The sequence below is a fragment of the Pseudomonadales bacterium genome, assembly GCA_024234165.1.
In the GTDB taxonomy this organism is placed as follows: Bacteria; Pseudomonadota; Gammaproteobacteria; order Pseudomonadales; family UBA5518; genus UBA5518.
Window position 1 is genome coordinate 1,202,001 of the sequence record JACKOP010000001.1, and the last position, 18,080, is coordinate 1,220,080.

Below are 18,080 nucleotides of genomic sequence, written 5' to 3' on the forward strand. Positions count from 1 at the left end.
TCAGGCACGCATCGGCTGCAGCTTCACCAGCAGCAACATCGCGAGCAGCGACAGTCCGGCCGCCAGCGCGAAGACAGCCGCGGGCGATACCAGCCACAACAGGCCGGCCAGCAGCGACGCGGGCACGTACACCAGTCCCGTGGCGAACTCGTAGACGCCGATCGCCGTCGCACGACGCTGCGGCTCGAGATCGGCGATAAAGGCCTTGCCTTGCGATTCATCGATGGCGAAAAAGACGCCGTAGAGCGCGAACAGCGCAACGATGGCAGCGTGGGTATCCGCAAACACCATCCCGAGGTTGACCAGCCCGTACAGCGCGTAGCCCGCGAGCACGATGCGCGTGCGCCCGACCCGATCGCCCAACCGTCCCACCAGAGGCGCAGCGACCACGCAGGTCGCGTTGAACAACGCGTACAGCAGCACCACCTGCGCGAGATCGAAACCGACCTCATGTGCGCGCAGCAACAGGAAGCCGAGACTGAAGTAGGCCAGCGAAAACACCGCTGCTGGGACCAGGAAGCGCCTGAAGTCGCTGCTCAGCGCTCGCCAGCTCGCGCCGATCGGCTCGCGCTCGAATCGCTCGCCGGGCTGATCCGGAATGCGCGCGAGTACGACCAGACTCAGCAACGCCGGAACGAACGCCACCCAGAACAACGCCCGATAGCCTGCAGCGTTCTCGCCCAGCCACGCCAGCAGCGCATACGCCAGCAACGGTCCGAGCACCGCACCGGCCTTGTCCAGCGCCTTGTGCACGCCGAAGGCATAGCCACGCGTTTCCTTCGCTGCGACCGTCGCCAGCCAGGCATCGCGTGGCGGCCCGCGGAAGCCTTTGCCGAGACGCTCGATGACACGAAAGACCGCGAGCGACGTGATCGCAGTCGAAACCAGCAGCACGGCCTTCGCCAGCGTCGAGAATCCGTAGCCCGCGATCACGAAGGCCTTGCGCCGTCCGTTGCGATCCGACAGCCAGCCCGCCAGGTAGTTGAGCGCGGAAGACGAGAAATCCGCGAGACCTTCGACCAGCCCGAGCAGCGCACTGGAAGCACCGGCCACGCTGGTGAAGAAGACCGCGAACACGGCGAAGATCATCTCCGAACTGAGATCGGTGAGGAAACTCACCAGGCCGAGCTTCAGCACATCCGGATGGAGCCCATGCCAGAGGCGTGCTGCGGTGGGCTCCGTCGTGTCGTTCACGAGGGTGTGAAGACCTGGTCCGGCGTGTGGCTCCCGACTCGACTTCATTCCAGATAGAGCGCCTGCAACCGCTCCCGCTTCTCCGCATCGAGGCCAAGCGCTTGTTCGAGGTAATGGTCGAGAGAGCCGTACCGAGCTTCGATTGCCTCGAACGCGTTCTCCAGAAGACCCTCGTTCACGCCGAGCAGAGCGCGCAGGCGATCACCATCGACCTTGAAGCGGGATGCCAGCCGCGCCTTCCACACGGTTCCTTCGATCGAATCGTGAAGGTAGTAGTTGCTGGCGAGGTAGTCCTGCAGCACGGTCTCGCGCGGGACACCGAGGGCATACAGGAACAGCGCAGCACCCACGCCGGTACGGTCCTTGCCGGCAGTGCAGTGAAAGACGCCCGGAATCCGCCTCGTATCGAGCAGGTCCTCGAACCAGGCCCTATAGATGTCGCTCTTGTCCAGCACGAGGTTCGCGTAGGAGCCCGCAAGCTGCAAACCTTCGATATCACCTGCGTAGATACGCTTGCGCAGCGCTTCCACGTCCACGCCCGGGTCACCGATCGGCAATGCAACCCGTTCGATTCCGGAATCCGGCGGGAGCCGATCCGGTGCAGGTCCGACTTCGGCGGGGGTGCGGAAGTCGTAAACGGTATGCAGCTTCAGCGTTGCCAGCCGCTCCAGATCGGCATCCGTCAGGTGCGCCAGGCTGCCGGAGCGGTACAGCATACCGGTCCTGAGCCGACGACCGTCGCGGGTCAGATAGCCGCCAAGATCGCGAAAATTCGGTGCCCCTGCAAATGCCACCTGCTGCTCGCTGAGCGGAGGGGGTTCGGGCTTGCGAGCACAGGCACCTGCCAGCACGGTGGCAAACAGGAGCATGGCCACACCGATGTACTGCACTGTGTTGTTCGCAGCAGCGTTGCACGCCAGCGGTTTCGTGACGGATCTGCTCATGCCGACTTTCCGATCAGTACTGCACCGACTCTGGCATCGACACTCCGTTGCGCCAGGCCGACGGTGTCATGCCCGTCCAGCGCTTGAACGAGCGACGGAATGCGTTGCTGTCCTGAAAGCCGATGCGTAGTGCAATATCATCGACGCTCAATCGGGCATCACCCAGGAAGCGCTTCGCCAGGCGCAGTTGGCAGCCCTGACGCAGGCCCGAGAAACCCGCCCCCCCTCCCTGCTCCTGCAGGCGCCGGCGCAGCGTCGTTGCAGACGTGTTCAGCACCACGGCCAGTTGCCGCAGACTCGGCACCCGACCGGTGGACTGGCAATGCCGTTCGATGATTTCACTGACGGTGTCAGGCAGCGACAACTGCGTAGCGAGACTCGGCATCTCCCTGCCGATGCAGCTCAGGAAAACTCGCGCATCGTCCAGATCGCGCACGACCGCACGCTGCAGCATCTGCGGGGCAAACCATATCTCGGCACACCCGGCAGTGGTGTAGGTGACCGGAACCTCGTCCGCCCACAGCACGGCTGCCGCGTCATTGCATGGCTCGCCCGGCAGCGCGATCCGCAGCAGCCGCACGTGCGAACCGCTCAACCACGACATCAGGTAAAGCAGCTGATTGACGGAACGCAAGAAGCTCAGCCTTGTGGTGTCATCCGCGCCTGCCACCAGGTGGTTCGCACGCAGGATCACGACGGCCGAGGCACTCTCGAGGCGGTAATCGCTGCCGGTCCGCTCACGGTGGCTGCCCATGAAACCGACAAAGCGTTCCAGTGCCTGGAACAGGCTGTTCGCACCGATCACGTAATGAACGAGTATCTCGCGATCCGTGGCACCAAACGCCCGCACCCCACGGGCGCTCGCAAGCGCCATGCGCAGCTCGCGGCCGAGTCGATCATGCACCAGGCAGAGCTGGTCCGGATCGGTTGCGGCATCGAGCTCGCCCTCTGCGAGACCGAACCCGGAGAGCACGCGCTCGGTATCGACACCTGCCTTCCTCGCATGGGCGAGCAACGTGCGTACCTGGGCTACGGACACCCTGAACACAAGCATGTCCGCACCATCACCGGCGGCGGCGTTCAGAATTCGTACGTGACATCGAGACCATAGGTTCGCGGCTCACCGTACAACTGGGTGATCGGCCCCAGCGTCGCGAAGTTGATGACCATCGTGTTGTAATCCTGGTTGAAGATGTTCTTCCCCCACAACGCGACCATCATCGTACCCTGCCCGATTGCGATCCGGTCGAGGCTCAGGCGTGCATTCACCAGCGTGCGCTCATCCAGGACGGTGGCGTCGTAGGCCACTACGGACGCGGTATGAGTGGCGTTGTTGGTGAATGTGCCGGTGGTGAGCGCGCTGGTGTAGCTCTTGTCCTGCCAGTAGGCAGCCAGATGGCCCTTGAGATCACCGAAGTCCAGGTGCGCGAAGGTATAGTCCACCGTCAGGCTGAACTGATTGCCGGCCGAATTCGGACGCTTCGCCAGCCTGTCTGCATCGATGCACGCGGTGCTGCCGCAGGTCGGGGCAAAGCGATCGAAATCGCCATGGATGTAGCCGTAGTTGATGCCAAGCAGCAGATCCTCTACGGGCACCACCACCAGCTCCAGCTCGCCACCCCACCGTTTGGCCAGTCCTCCGTTCATGATGCTCGTCGACGTGCGGCCCGTATCCGGGTCGACGTTGATCTTCGCCAGTTGCTGGTCATCGTAGGTGTAGCGGAACAGCGCCACGTTCAGGCGCAGGCGTTGGTCCCACCAGTCAGACTTGGCACCGATCTCGTACTGCTCGATGGTTTCCTCGTCGAAGGAATTGCCGAACACATCACCGTTGAAGCCGCCGCTGCGGTAGCCCGTCGAATATTTTGCGAATACGTTGATGTCATCGGTGAGCTGATAGGCGGCGTTGATCATGCCGGAGTTGTTGCTGAAACTCCTGCTGCCACGCGTACCGTAGACGGCCGTCGGCACCGGCACGCCATCGAAGACCGGCACACTGGGCGGCGGAGCCAGGGGGTTGCCGGCGTCGGCGAACAGGTAGGTGACCTTCTTTTCTTCGACGGTGCGGCGCGCACCCAGCGTAAGGGCCAGGCGATCCTCGAACGTGGCCGGACGCCAGGTGAGCTGTGCAAAGGCAGCTTTCGCACTGGTCTCGTTATCGAAATTCCGTGCTCCGATGCCACCGACCGGAGCGGCATAGGCCGCCAACCCGCGGGTCTTGCCTTCGTCCTTGAACCAGTACAAACCGAGCACGTAGTCGATCTGACCGGCACTGCCGATCATCTGAAGCTCTTCGGACCACTGGGTGTAGTCGACGTTGGCCATTCCTACCGCGTAGCCGACACCGAAGCGATCTGCAGCGTTCCACACCGTCGCCGTGCGCGCACGCATTGCGGATCCAAACAACGGATTGGCCTGCCCCGCATAAAGTTGATAGAGCGCGCCCAACGTGCTGTCGTTCACGAAGCCCACCCCGGTAGCAGGGTCGATGCTGTTGTCGAAACCGTCGAGATCGGTCAGCACTTTCTGCTCTACCGTGCGATAACCACTGATCGATTTCAACGTGACATCGCCGAACACAGCGACATCCTCGAGATCCCATTTCGCAATCAGACTGTGACCGTCCCCCTTGCTTGTCGCGTAGCCGTCGACATCGCTGGCACCGTGGCCGGGACGTGCTTCGCTGCCCAGGCCGGCGAGAGCAGAACGAGCCTGTTGCACCGAGCCGTACCACCGCCCGAAGGTAGGATCGGCGGCTGCAGCCGCAGCCAGCGGGCCAGCACTGCTGTTCAACGCAGCATTCGCAGCACTCAGATATCCGTCCAGCGCCGTGACACGGGAGACGCCCGCCAGGTTCACGGGTGTCACACCCACCGGATATTGAAGCGACTGATATTCGTCGATCTTGCTGGTGTCGTAGCTGTAATCGACCGCGATGTTTTCGCGCAACTGCCACAGCAGCGCGAGCCGCCCGGCACGCCGGTCGAGGTTGTCGAAGTCATCGCGCGCGCGGTTACGGTTCTCGTACAGGGCGTCGCGCTTGCGCAACTGCGCACCGATGCTGGCAGAAAGCGTTCCGGCGCCTTCGTTTTCCACACCCAGCGCCGGAAGATCCAGGTAGACGCGCGCACTGCGCAAATTGTGATTGCCCACACTGGCGGTCAGCTTGCCGCCAAACTCCCCGGAGGGACGCTTGCTGATGAAGTTGACCGCGCCGCCCGTGGAGTTACGGCCGTACAGGGTACCTTGCGGGCCACGCAGTACCTCGATGCGTTCGATCTCGGCCACATCCAGTGCGGACCCGAGCGTCTTGCCGAGGTAAACACCATCGATATACATCGCGTTGGCAGGGTCGAACGAGATATTGGTGCTGCCGCTGCTGACGCCACGCAACGAAACCGAAACGCTGCCACGCTTGTCCGGGGAATCGAAGCCGTTCATGTTCGGAACGATCGAAACGATATCCCCCATGCCGTTGATGCCACGCTGGGCAATGGCATCGGCGCTGAATGCCGTGATCGAAATCGGCACCTTCTGCAGGTTCTCCTCGCGCCGCTGCGCGGTGACGACGATCTCCTCGAGGCCTTCGGCTGCAGCCACATCGTTGGCGCACATCACGCCAAGGACGGCAACGGCAAGCAAGGAACGGGCAAACCGGTGACGGCTCATGGAGCTCTCCTGATTATTGTGCGCGGGGACCCAGTCTATAAGGCTGCGGGCATTCCGAGCCAGACTATTCGAAGACATTGAAATTCCGGCTTGCCGTTTCGTGCACGCACCCTTGCCGAAACCGCCAATCGCCGCCAACCCTGACCATGACAAGAATGACGCACCCGGCAGCGCGTACGCGGTGGACCGTCTAGACTCTGCACGCAAGGCGCAGCACGAACAGGGGTAGAGATCATGGGAATCGCGGCCATCGCCGTACTGGCCATCGTGGTGCTGGCTGCCGTCTATGCGGTCATGCTCTACAACGGGCTGGTGCAGCTCAAACACAACGTGACGCGCGCCTGGGCCAACATCGACGTGCTGCTGCGCCAGCGTCACGACGAGTTGCCGAAACTGGTCGAAACCTGCAAACAGTACATGCAGTACGAGCAGGAAACGCTGACGAAGGTGATGGAGGCACGCTCACGCGTACAGGCGGCGCAGGCCTCCGGTGACATGCGCTCGCTCGGACAGGCCGAAGGCGGGTTGCGCAGCACGGTCGGCAGGCTGTTCGCGCTCGCCGAGGCGTACCCCGAGCTGAAGGCAAACCAGACCTTCCAGCAACTGCAGACGCGCATCTCGGCACTCGAGGACGCCATTGCGGATCGCCGCGAGTTCTACAACGAGTCGGTGAACCTGAACAATATCCGCATCGAACAGTTCCCCGACGTGCTGATCGCCCGCCGTTTCGGCTTCAAGGCAGCAGAACTGCTGGAATTCACCGCGCCGGAGACTGCGGACGTCGATATCGGCTCACTGTTCCGCTCCTGATCCGTGCCCGTACGCCGGACCCGCCAGATCGCGGCTGCCCGTCTGCACGGCCCGGCGTGGCTGGGCGGCTCCGCACAACTGTTCGTCTTCGTCGGCGCCGCTCAGGCCGACCGCCCTGCCGTGTGGCCATGGGCGCTGCTGCTGATCGCTGCGATCAGCGCAGTCGCCTGGGCGGCCAACTATCGCCGCTACCGCCAGATGCGCGATCTGCCGACCTCGCGCATCGCATCGGCTGCGCAGGGCTACGTCGAGCTGTTCGGGCGCAGCGAGGCGCTGCCCGAGTCGGGGACCACCAGCCGTTTTCGCCAGACGCCGTGTTGCTGGCACGCGTGGCGGGTACGCAAGCGCGACCGCCGTAACCGGTGGGTCACGATCGACCACGGGCGCAGTGAACTGCCGTTCCGGATCGTCGACGACAGCGGTGCCTGCATCGTGCTGCCCGCAGGCGCCGAAGTCCTTGCGGGCAACGGCCAGACCTGGCACGAGGGCGATCGCGAAGTGACCGAATGGCTGTTGCTCCCCGGTGCGATGCTGTATGCGATCGGAGCCTTCGGCACCGCGCGCCCGGATGCAATCGAGGCGGACGAGGAGCGCGCCGAAATCGCCGCACTGCTGGCCGAATGGAAGCGCGATGCCACGCGGTTGCGGACGCGTTTCGACCAGGACGGCAACGGCGAGGTCGACCTGCGCGAGTGGGAGGAAGCCCGGCTCGCGGCGCAGCGCGAGGTACGCGAACGCCGTGGCCGAGCGAATGCCGGCGCCGCATCGGTGCACACCCTGGCGCGTCCGCGCGACGGGCGCCTGTTCCTGCTCGCAAACGCCCTGCCGGAACGCATCGCAGCACGCTTTCGCTACTGGAGCTGGGCGCACCTCGCGTTCTGCATCACGGCTCTGGTCGCGGCACTGTGGCTGCTCTGACGCGGTACTGTGGCGTCCTGCCTCGGCGGCTCCCGTCACCTCAGGCGTCGGCTCGCAACCTTACCCACAGTTCCGGTGTTCCACGCAGCACTGCGCCACTGAAACGTACCGGCCGCCCCGGCGTCAGGTGGATCTGCGGAAAGCGCCGGAATGCACGCTCGATCGCCGCTTCCAGTTCGGCGCGTGCCAGATGCGAACCCAGGCAGAAATGTTCGCCGTGGCCGAAGGCCAGGTTCTTTTCACGACGCATCGGGTCGAACCGGCGCGGATCCTCGAACATCGCAGGATCGCTGTTCGCCGCCGTCACACCGTACAGGATCCAGTCCCCGGCCCCGATCTGCACGCCACCGAGTTCGGCATCCTTCGCGCAGCGGCGCGGCAACAGCGCCGTAGGCGGCTGCCAGCGCAGCGCCTCCTGCACGATCGCCGCACGCTCCGCTTCGCCCTTCTGCGCAAGCTCCCGCATCGCGGGGTCACGGAGAATCGCGTAGAACATGCTGCCGCCGACCTTGAAGGTGGTATCCGAGCCGGCGGGAAACAGCAGCCGCAGGAAGGCATGGATTTCCTCGTCGCCGAGACGTTGCCCCTCGAATTCCGCACTCGCCAGCAGCGAGATCACATCGCTGCCGGGCTGCGCACGGCGCGCATCGATGATCGGCTGCACGTAATCCTCGAATTCCTGGCGGGCCCGCAAGGCTCCTGCAGGGTCCCATGGGTAGTCGATCAGCTTCAGCGCCCATTCGAGCAGCCTGGCTTCGTCGTCCACCGGGATGCCGAGCATGCGCGTGATCACGGTAAACGGGTACGGTCGCGTAAACGCCTGCACCAGATCGACTTCATCGTGGTCGGCAATCCGTTCGAGCAGTTCGTCCGCTACCGGCACGATCAGCGAGCCGACGAGTTCACGCACGGCCTTCGGAAAGAAAGGTCGCGACACCAGCGCCCGGTTCACGCGATGGCGCTCACCCGACATCGTCTGCAGCGTCTTGCCCATCGCCGGCTCCGAATGCAACGTGTAGGCCGCCTCCGCCGGGAAATGTTCCTCGTCGGAAAAGGCCTGCTTCAACTCCGCGTAGCGCGTGATCAGCCACACCGTCTCGCCGAAGTAGCGCACCGGCACCACGGCCCCGGCCGAACGCAAGCCGTCCAGCACCTCGTGCAGCTCGGGCAGTTCATCGCGTGCGAAATCGATTTCGGGTACGAGCGGCGTCAGGCTGATCATCGGTCTTCTCCCTGCGGTACCGGGGGTGGAGCGCGCCAACTGCCGTTGCGGATTTCCTCTCGCGGCTGATAGGCGCGAAACGTGAGGATGAACGGGCCTTGCGGCACGGGCAACCAGTTCGCTTCGCGCTCGGTACCCGGGGAGTCGTGCTGGATATCGATCGTGAAGCCGCCATCGGCATCGCGCAGCAGCGAGGGAACCATCGGCGTGTTGATCGCGTAGCGCCCGAGCGCATTGGCGTACGGCTGGCGCTGCGGGGTATAGACCGTGATCGACCAGAAGGCATCCACCGGGGGCAGTTCGTCCGGCTTGAAATGAATGCGGTAGCGCTTGTGCCCGTCGAAAGGCTTGCCGTTCGCATCGGCCGGGTAACCGACACCAAGGAATTCCTCGGCCGCGTTGCCAAGCATGCCGAGCATCGCACCGGCTGCACGCGCAACGTAGTCGTTGCCCAGATATTCCCGCGAACCGAAGATTTCGGCCGAGGAGCGTACCTGCGCGCCGTAGCGCTCGATCTCGGCCACCCCGTCCTGCATGCCGGCGATCACCGCCGCCTGCATGGTGGCATCCAGGCGAAACGGCTCACCGGCAACGACGCCGATTGCGGCGATGTCACGGCGCAGACCCACCTCTTCCGGCAGCACCGGCATGAACTGCAGCATCCAGTTCAGGATGCTGAAAAAGGCGGGGTCTGTCGGTGTCTTGCGCACGTCCATCGCCGCGACTGGTGCCGGCATCCTGCGCGGTAGCGGCGCGCCGGGTCTCGCGAGATACACCGACAGCGGGCGCACGATGATCTGGTCCTGCAGACGATGCACGTTCGGCAGATCATCCGGGCTCAGCAACTGGGTACGGAAGAATCCCAGCGCGAGGTCGGTAGGCGACCGGAACACCTGGCGGATGCCCGGTGGCACGTCGCCCTTCCATGCCTCGCGGGCGATCAGGAAATCACCGCCGCCACGTCCGTTGGTGCGTGGCGTGACGTAGCCGACGATCCACGTGTACAGGTCGGTGATCTGCAGCGACAGGTAGCGGTTCGGCTCGAACGCTGGAACCGTGACCACCACCGGTTCCGCGCGCAGGTCGAGCCACGCGAAGGAGTACGGCGTGTCCAGGTTCGGCGCCACCACCACCTTGTCGTCAGGTGTACCCAGCGTGCGCACGTGCCCGACCTGGTTGAGCGGTGCGCGGTACTCCCCCGACGAGGGGTCGAGCGCGTGGCTGCGCAAAATGGCGTACAGGTCGACCATCGGGTAGCCCCAGACGTAGGCACGATGGGCAAGCTCGCGCACGCGCTCCGGGGACGGCGCATCGGCACGCAACGATGCCATCGGCAACGTCAGACAAAGCAGGCCGGCGATCAGGGTACTGGCAAAGCGAGTGCGCATCCGGTTTTCTCCTGGTATCTGCTGCATGCAGCGTGCCTGCAGAGTGTAACGGGTACGTAATCCGGTCCGTTCCGGTTTTGCTCTAGACTGCCCGGCCATACCGAGCCCGGGAACAATGAGGATAGCGCGATGACCGACTTCAGGAACAAGTACGGCCCCTGGGCACTGGTTGCCGGTGGCGCACAGGGAATCGGCGCAGCGTACGCGCACTACGCGGCGGCGCGCGGACTCGACGTGGCAGTGATCGACATCCACCAGGGCGCACTGGATGCGATCAGGGTCGATCTGGAAACGCGTTACGGCGTCGAGTGCCTGGCGCTCAGGATCGATCTCGGTGCGAGCGACATGCTCGAACAGATCACCGCCGGCGTCGGTGAGCGCGCGATCGGACTGCTGGTCTACAACGCCGCCATTGCCGACGTCGGGCCGTTCTTCAAGCCGGGTACCGGACTCGACTTCGAGAGAAAACGCATCGCGATCAACGTCAGCGGACCGCTGGTGCTGACCTGGCACTTTGGCCGATCGATGCTCGCGCGCAGGCGGGGCGGCATCGTGCTGATGTCATCCGGCTCGGGACTGAAGGGTGCGCCCTACTACGCGGCATACGCTGCAACCAAGGCCTACACGATCAATCTCGGGCAGTCGCTGTGGCACGAATTCAAACCGTACGGCGTCGACGTACTGGCAGTTGCCGGTGGCATGACGCTCTCCACCGCGGCGGCCGGCTACCAGCATCTCGACACATCGACGTTCCAGACGTCCGAGCAACTCGTCAACGAGGCAATGGAGGTGCTCGGCAAGCAACCGCTGATGATCTCGGGCGAAGTGCATCGAGCTGCCCGCAAGCAACTTGATCAGTTGCCCGACGAACAGGTCATTGCGTTCATGGCGCAACACGCCATCGACAATTTCCTCGGCGGCAAACCGCCCGAGCAGGCGATCTGAGGCGGCGCCTAGTCCCCGCTCCTGCGCGCCACGCCCCATTCCACGAACCCCGCGATACGCGGGGTTCTTTCCATGTACTTGTGGTCGACCTGCTCGATCACAAAACCATGGCGCGCCACCGCCGGCGCCACTTCGCGTGAGATATGGCAGTTGCCGAACAGCTTTCGCCACGTCGGTTCGATGCGCTGCTGCCAGCGATAGACGCCGGGATCCGGTGCACGCCCATGCTCGAGGAACAGCAATCGTCCGTCCGGTTTCAGGATGCGCCGCATTTCGACCAGCACCCGCGACTGGTCGTTCACCGAGCACATCGTGAACGTACACACCACGGTGTCGAAGCTCCGGTCCTCGAACGGGATCGCTTCGCCGACGCCCTGGCGTATGTCTGCTTCCCAGCCCTTGGCACGTGCCGCCGCACGCGCGTGCTCGAGCAACTTGCCTGAAGGATCCAGGCCTGCAAAACCCGTCACCTTGGCACGGTCGTAGAAGCGCTGGTTGAGCCCGCCGCCGGCGCCCATCTCGAATACCCTTCCTGCGGCGAGCGGCACCACGTTGGCGCGCAGCGCCATGATGTGCTCGTTCGCACAACCGCAGCGGATGATGTGCGGCAGCACCTGCTCGTCGTACCAGTCCTTGAATCCCATTTGCACGCTCCCGACGTCACCTGCCCATCATGGCTGCGAACGACGAGGCACTCAACCGCCGGATACGCCGCGCACGGAGGCAACCAGTGCCGCCTGCCGGTCGGGATTTCGGCGAGGGAGCCGAACGGGCTGCCTATGACTTTCACCTGGCCTCCGCATGCCCAGACGAAACACTGCCGCAGCACGGGACCGGGTCACGGTTCGAATCGAACCCGTCACGGCGTGTACGGACAGTCAGCCTGGCGCAGAACGCGGGGCTGCTTTCTGACCATTGCGTAAGCTCGCGGTGGTGACAATCCGTGTCAGCGAATGGAATGGAATGGAATTGCGGGTGCGGCACGAAACCGCACCCGCTCCACCCCTCAATTGCTCATCGTCAGTTGGACTGCAACGCCCTGTGGCTGGAAGTCACGGGCAACGGACTGCCCGATGGCCTCTTGCACACTGTGGCGGATCTTGCGCGCCGTGACCTTCTGCATGCGCAGTTCCGCTTCCGCCAGCTTGTCCGCGACGGCGGCTGCCGGCGCATCCATGTACGCTGAAGCGGTGCTCGTCCGGGCTGCGGACGGGTCTGCAAGAGCCGCCTGGGCAGCAACGACCAGGACCAGCATGGCACCGAACCTTTTCATGACGGATTCCTCCTCTGCAGTGACTCGGCAGCAGGGAGCGGAGGTAACACCGCTCCTGAACGACTGCTACCAAAGTGATACGAAGCGTAACACCATCAGAAGGATTCGCCAGCACTTACAGCCAGAAATAATGCCTAACAAATGTTAAGGTAAGTACATATATACGCATCATGTTGATTTATATGTATTTAAATTTGTCAATGGTCATGGCTGAAAATGGGCGCTGAATGGCGATATCGTTACGATTCGTAAATTTATCGTGGCTTACAGCTCACTGACGCCGATCGGCGAGCCACCCGACACCCGAAGCGCACGCTCGAAACCACCGCAATACTTGTCGCGAGTTCTAGTTGGCCATCCGGTACAACTAGACTGTGCCCGGCAGTCCGCCTCATACCAACGGAGAACACTACGGATGAACCAGACAACCTACCAACGCAAGGCGCTGTTTGCCGGCATCGTGGGCGCCAGCGCCCTGCTGTTCGGCACGACGGTCAGCGCACAGCAGGACATCACCAAACTCGGCATCGAGGAAATGATCGTCACTGCGCAGAAGCGCGAGGAAAACATCCAGGCCATCCCGATTTCGATCTCCTCGCTGAGTGCGGTGGACATCGAACGCCGCGGTGTGAACAACGCCCAGGATCTGGTCGGCACGATTCCGAACATGGGCGGCTTCCAGCCCCCGGGTGGCAAGGGGAACATATCGATCTCGCTGCGCGGCGTGAGCAGCGGCTCGCCGAGCAACCTCTCGATCGACACCAACGTCGCGACCTATGTCGACGGCGTGCTGCTCGGCAAGATGATCGGCACCTCGCTCGACGTTGCCGAGCTCGAGCGCGTCGAAGTGCTGCGTGGCCCGCAAGGCACGCTGTACGGCCGCAACTCGACCGGTGGGGCGGTGAACTTCATCACCCGCAAGCCGAGCGGCGAATTCGGCGGCAAGATCACCACCACGGTCGGCAACTACGACCTGTGGTCGATCAAGGCGGCGCTCGACACGCCGACGCTCGGCACCGCAGGCGAAGGCGCCGGCACGCTGAAGGCATCGCTCGCCGCACAGACCCGCAAGCGCGACGGCCTGCAGGACAGCCTGACGCCGGCGATCCAGAAGGACTTCGACGATATCGATCGCCAGGCCTATCGCATCGCGTTGCGCTGGGAGCCCACCGACGCGATCACCGTCGACTACGCATGGGATCGCAGCAAGCTCGACGAGCGCGCCGCCGTCGTACAGACGGTCGGGCTTACCCCGCTCGCCCTGTCGGTCTCGGGCACCGGAGCCGTGACGCCGATCGACCGCATGACGGCACTGAACGGCTATATCGCCGCCGGTGACGCCGCAGTGAACTACGGCGCTGGTCCGCTTGCGGCTGCTGCCGGCGACCCGACCTTCACACGCTGGCTGAACTCCGCAAAGGCACTGAGAACTGCTTTCACGACCCAGATCGGCGAGGCCGGTGATCGGCCAGACGAGGGAACCGCCGATTCGTACTCGGGCACCACGAACGAAGTCGAGGGCCACGCGCTGACGGCGGCCTGGCAGTTCGACGAACTGGGCGTGCTCGGCAATGTGGAGTTCAAGTCGATCACCGCATGGCGCAACACCAAGGCGCGCAACCTCGGGGATCTGGACGGCATCGACAACACGATCGCGCCTGGCGGCGCCGGGGCACTGAACGACAGCGCACTCGGCGCGATGTACCGGCTCTACGCAAGCCAGGCAAGCTTTCCTGCAGCGCAACTCCCGTTCCCGCGTGCGTCGATGGCCAAGCTGTGGGGTTTGATCGACCAGTACGGCGGCGCTTTCTTCGTGCAGGACGCGAAGTTCAAGTACGACCAGTTCTCGCAGGAACTGCAGATGGTCGGCTCGACCGAGCGTCTGCACTATGCCGTCGGCCTGTACTACTTCGAGGACGAGGGCAAGTTCGACAACTACCGGCTCGCAGCGGTACCCGTGGCACCGATCGGAAACACCGCGTACAGCAACGACACCAAGGCGAAAGCCTTCTACTCCCAGTTCACCTATACACCGCCGATTCTCGAGGACCGGCTCGCGATCACGTTCGGCTACCGCTTCACGGGAGAAACCAAGGGCATCAAGTACCGCTACTCCGACGACGGCACGTCGCGTGGCACCGGCCTGTTCGTCCCGACCGCATCCTGTTCCGGACTGAGCCAGGCGTATCTTTGCGTCAACCAGGGCTACACCGGCAACCTGTCTCCTACCCCGACCTACGGCAACAAGTTCAAGAGCGACTTCACGAACAACAGCGCCGGCCTCACGCTGGCCTACCAGGCAACCGACAACACCAACGTGTTCGTGCGCTGGTCGACGGGTTATCGCAGCGGCGGCTTCAACGGCGAGATCTACAACAACCCGATCAAGGAAGAGACCATCGAGCAGTGGGAATTCGGCGTGAAGTCGGACGTCGTGCCGGGAACGTTGCGAGTCAACGCGTCGATCTTCCAGTACACGTACGATGACATGCAGGTCAGCCAGATCGCAGTCAGCCCCGAGGGGCTGGTGACCTCGTTCATCGGCAACGCCGGCAAGTCCGACCGCTGGGGTACCGAGCTCGAGGCACAGTGGTCGCCGACCGACACCCTGCTGGTGACCGCAAGCTGGGCGCACCTCGACGGAGACTTCGAGAAATTCCCGCCGTTGTGCGGCAGTCGCACCTACGCCGCTGTCTGCATCAACACCGACCACCTGGCACGCCGTGCGCAGGGCGCGGACGACCAGATCTCGCTGGTCACGGACTGGGCGTTCGCGCACACCGAGTGGGCCGACTTCATGGCACACATCGAGGTCTTCTGGCAGGACCGGACCGCAACCTCGGCGTTGTGGACCAATCACTACAACGTCGGCGGTTCGAATTACCCGTACGTATACGACGATATCTGGCTGAAAAAGCGCGCGATCGTGAACGCCCGTATCGGAATGGAGAACGTGGAGTTCGCCAACGGCACCAGCTTGCGCGCCGCATTGTGGGCCCGCAACCTGACCGACAAGAAGTACAACACCTTCGGCATCAACTTCGGCGGGCTGGGCCCGATAACCGATCAGTACGGCGAACCGCGCACCTACGGCCTCGACGTGGTCTGGGAGTTCTGATTCCGGCAACGGCTGCCGGAGTGCGTATCAGAGGGCCCTGCGGGGCCCTCTTCATTTTCCGGGTCACGATGCGAGAACGTGCATCAGGGCGGGACGCACCTTGCAGCGCCCGGCTTGCAGATCGGCACGCACCACAAGCGCGAGCGATACGCTGATCGCCCAGGCCAACCACAGCGACCAGAGTGTGTGCGACAGGAAGTGCGCCCCCTGCAGCATGCGCGCCGCACCCAGTACGACTCCGCCAAGCACCGCTGCCAGCAGAGCGAAACGGGTCGCGCGAATGCCGGCCGGCCGCAGCGCCACCGCCCAGACGATCCACAGGAATCCCGCCGACGCGTGTCCTGCGGGAAAGCACTGCCCGGGGGCCATGCCTGGCGGCACCGCATCGAACAGGCGCAGATACGGTGCGTAGCCGCCGAAATCGGCGACATCCCACGGACAGTATCGGTGCGTCAGATGCTTCAGGGTCGCGGTTGCCGCCGGAATGATCAGCATGCCGAGCGCCGCCAGCAGGGCATTGCGCGACGGCAACCACGCAAGGCGACCCTTCCAGCCCTGCCAGCACACGAACAGGCTTGCCGCCACCAGCACATGGACCGCGCTCTTCGCACCCCGGTGCAGAACGACTTCCAGGAACCACGAATGCTTCAACGGAAAGCGTGCCGACGCAGGATCGTAGAACAGCCACTCGAGCTGCCGATCGAGATCCGAGACCTCGAACACCCACAGCAACAAGAGCGCACAGACTGCCAGCAGTGCGTACTGCGACACGACCCACCGAGGTACCGGATTCGACACGGTCACAATCAGCCGGGCCTGCGCTGCGCTTGCCTGCGCACCCTCAACGCCGGCAGGCCGTGCCGAGATCCATCGCGTCTTCACGTACCGAAGTCCTCACGTCGAGCAGGCCGAGCACGGTATGGAACAGGTTGTCGTGCGACGCAGACTGCGCCGCACGTTCACGCAGGCAGCCCAGATCGAGTCGGTTGCGTGCTGCAAAGCCCGCAGAGAACCACATCACCATTGGCACCTGTGTCTGCTCCTGCGGCGCGATCGCGTAGGGCACGCCGTGCAGGTAGAGGCCATTCTCCCCAAGCGACTCTCCGTGGTCCGAGACGTAGAGCATTGCCGTATCGTAGTCGTGCTCGAATTCCTTCAGCAGGTCGATGGTGCGGCCCAGTACGTGATCGGTATACAGCAGCGCATTGTCGTAGCTGTTCGTGACCTGTTCACGACTGCAATGCGACAGATCTTCGTCGTCGCAGGTCGGCACGAAGCGACGAAACGCCTGCGGGTAGCGTCGATAGTAGGCTGGCCCATGATTGCCGAGCTGGTGCAGCACCAGCACCAGGTTGCCGCTGCTGTCACGCAGCAACGGGCGGCTGCTTTCGACCAGCGCCTCGTCGAGGCAACGACCGTCCGCGCACAGATCCGACAGCGTTGCCGGATCCGGCTGCATCGTCTCCACACCGGTGCACACACCCTTGCAGCCGGACTGGTTGTCGTTCCACACCACACGCAAGCCGGCATGCTGCAGCGTGTTCAGCAACGACTCGCTGCCACGAATGTCTTCCTCGTCGTAGTGGCGTCGCCCCTGCACCGAAAACATGCACGGCAGCGACACTTCGGTACTCGTGCCACAACTGCCGACCTGACTGAAGTTGATCACATCGCGACGGGCCAGTTCCGGCGTGGTGTCGCGCGCCGACGGCGACTGCGCCTCCGGACGGTTCAAACCCCAGTTCGCTGCACGCGCGGTCTCGCCGACAACGATCACGAACAGTACGGGCTTCGTCGCTGACCAGCTCGGACCCAGCCGGGCGTCCGTGCCCACCGGGCGACGTGGCAGCTCCGCCGCACGGGCGTCGCCGGCCAGCACACGGCTCGACGACCACAGTGGTGCAGCCGGCGTGATCAGGTAGCGGATCTCCTTGTGATTGCGCATCTGTCCGGAAAAATCCTTGAACACACTGCCGAGTGCCACCACGGCAACGAGCACCGCAAGCAACATGCTCGCAACGCGCACCAGCACGGCCCTGGACGGCGCACGGCGGCGCAGCCTCACACGCGACAGCACGAACAACGGCGGCAACGCAAACACAACGACGTGCCGGAACAGGCCGGACGTGAGCAACTCGCGTGCCTCGCCCGCATCCGTCCGCAGCACGTTGCGCAGCATGTCGGGGTCGAAAAACACGCCGAACTGCCCGCTGAAATAGCTCGTGCTGACCGCAACCAGCACCAGCGCACCGAGCAGTGGCAGCCACGTCCAGCGATTCAGCAGCGGGGCAAGCAGCAGGAAATGCAGCGCCGTCAGTGCGGTGCCGACCGCGAACACGTAGACCAGAACACCACTTTCACTGCCACGCGCGGCGAGCAGCGCATGCCAGAACGGCACATTGCACGCCAGCGTGAAATAGAGACTCGCCGCGAGCAGCAGGGATTCGACCGAGACCTCGGGGCGCCGGCGCAGCATCCCGCGCCGGGCTGCCGGGGGGCGCTCGGCAACTGCGTCGAAACGAACAAACGACGCAGCACCGGCGAGTACATTCGGGACCAACGACAGTCTTGGTTCGGGCATGATCACGCAGTACGGGTG

At 63.9% G+C, this 18,080-nt stretch carries 14 protein-coding genes; 4 read left to right on the forward strand and 10 right to left on the reverse strand.

All coding sequences use genetic code 11. The features are described 5' to 3' along the window. Genes H7A12_05175 through H7A12_05190 form a run of 4 tightly spaced genes read right to left on the reverse strand, consistent with a single transcriptional unit; the run spans position 1 to position 5,807 of the window. Complete coding sequence (locus tag H7A12_05175) at positions 1-1,242, reverse strand: MFS transporter (GenBank protein ID MCP5320205.1); 1,242 nt, start codon at positions 1,240-1,242, stop codon at positions 1-3. Beyond that, the gene (locus H7A12_05180) at positions 1,239-2,138 is read right to left on the reverse strand and encodes a tyrosine-protein phosphatase (GenBank protein ID MCP5320206.1); all 900 of its coding nucleotides are present in this window, start codon (positions 2,136-2,138) and stop codon (positions 1,239-1,241) included. Before H7A12_05180 ends, H7A12_05175 begins: the two co-directional genes overlap by 4 nt. 13 nt (positions 2,139-2,151) lie before the next feature. Further along, the gene (locus tag H7A12_05185) at positions 2,152-3,192 is read right to left on the reverse strand and encodes a helix-turn-helix transcriptional regulator (GenBank protein ID MCP5320207.1); all 1,041 of its coding nucleotides are present in this window, start codon (positions 3,190-3,192) and stop codon (positions 2,152-2,154) included. A 26-nt stretch (positions 3,193-3,218) separates the two neighbouring features. Continuing rightward, on the reverse strand, positions 3,219-5,807 hold the full coding sequence (locus H7A12_05190) for a TonB-dependent receptor (GenBank protein MCP5320208.1): 2,589 nt from the start codon (positions 5,805-5,807) through the stop codon (positions 3,219-3,221). 234 nt (positions 5,808-6,041) lie between these two features. On the opposite strand from H7A12_05190, the gene H7A12_05195 reads away from it, so the two are divergent. Both H7A12_05195 and H7A12_05200 read left to right on the forward strand, forming a co-directional pair. Then, positions 6,042-6,617: a LemA family protein gene (locus H7A12_05195; GenBank protein ID MCP5320209.1), complete on the forward strand. Its 576-nt coding sequence runs from the start codon at positions 6,042-6,044 to the stop codon at positions 6,615-6,617. Between the two features lie 3 nt (positions 6,618-6,620). After that, the gene (locus H7A12_05200; GenBank protein ID MCP5320210.1) at positions 6,621-7,535 is read left to right on the forward strand and encodes a hypothetical protein; all 915 of its coding nucleotides are present in this window, start codon (positions 6,621-6,623) and stop codon (positions 7,533-7,535) included. 40 nt (positions 7,536-7,575) lie between these two features. Here H7A12_05200 and H7A12_05205 read toward each other — a convergent pair whose 3' ends face one another. Continuing rightward, positions 7,576-8,757, reverse strand: a complete 1,182-nt coding sequence (locus H7A12_05205; protein MCP5320211.1) for a cytochrome P450 — start codon at positions 8,755-8,757, stop codon at positions 7,576-7,578. Continuing rightward, positions 8,754-10,145, reverse strand: a complete 1,392-nt coding sequence (locus tag H7A12_05210) for a DUF1254 domain-containing protein (protein ID MCP5320212.1) — start codon at positions 10,143-10,145, stop codon at positions 8,754-8,756. The genes H7A12_05205 and H7A12_05210 overlap by 4 nt, the downstream gene beginning before the upstream one ends. Before the next feature lie 129 nt (positions 10,146-10,274). On the opposite strand from H7A12_05210, the gene H7A12_05215 reads away from it, so the two are divergent. After that, a complete protein-coding gene (locus tag H7A12_05215; protein ID MCP5320213.1) occupies positions 10,275-11,090 on the forward strand; it encodes an SDR family NAD(P)-dependent oxidoreductase in 816 nt (271 codons plus the stop codon). A gap of 8 nt (positions 11,091-11,098) precedes the next feature. Here H7A12_05215 and H7A12_05220 read toward each other — a convergent pair whose 3' ends face one another. Both H7A12_05220 and H7A12_05225 read right to left on the reverse strand, forming a co-directional pair. Continuing rightward, positions 11,099-11,734, reverse strand: coding sequence for a class I SAM-dependent methyltransferase (locus H7A12_05220; protein MCP5320214.1), 636 nt, complete (start codon positions 11,732-11,734; stop codon positions 11,099-11,101). A gap of 362 nt (positions 11,735-12,096) precedes the next feature. Next, on the reverse strand, positions 12,097-12,363 hold the full coding sequence (locus H7A12_05225; GenBank protein MCP5320215.1) for a hypothetical protein: 267 nt from the start codon (positions 12,361-12,363) through the stop codon (positions 12,097-12,099). A 415-nt stretch (positions 12,364-12,778) separates the two neighbouring features. On the opposite strand from H7A12_05225, the gene H7A12_05230 reads away from it, so the two are divergent. Continuing rightward, entirely contained in the window at positions 12,779-15,481 is a 2,703-nt protein-coding gene (locus H7A12_05230; GenBank protein ID MCP5320216.1) for a TonB-dependent receptor, read from the forward strand. A gap of 63 nt (positions 15,482-15,544) precedes the next feature. Here H7A12_05230 and H7A12_05235 read toward each other — a convergent pair whose 3' ends face one another. Beyond that, positions 15,545-16,291: a phosphatase PAP2 family protein gene (locus H7A12_05235; GenBank protein ID MCP5320217.1), complete on the reverse strand. Its 747-nt coding sequence runs from the start codon at positions 16,289-16,291 to the stop codon at positions 15,545-15,547. Between the two features lie 31 nt (positions 16,292-16,322). Next, positions 16,323-18,062: a phosphoethanolamine transferase gene (locus H7A12_05240; GenBank protein ID MCP5320218.1), complete on the reverse strand. Its 1,740-nt coding sequence runs from the start codon at positions 18,060-18,062 to the stop codon at positions 16,323-16,325. Positions 18,063-18,080: the final 18 nt, after the last annotated feature.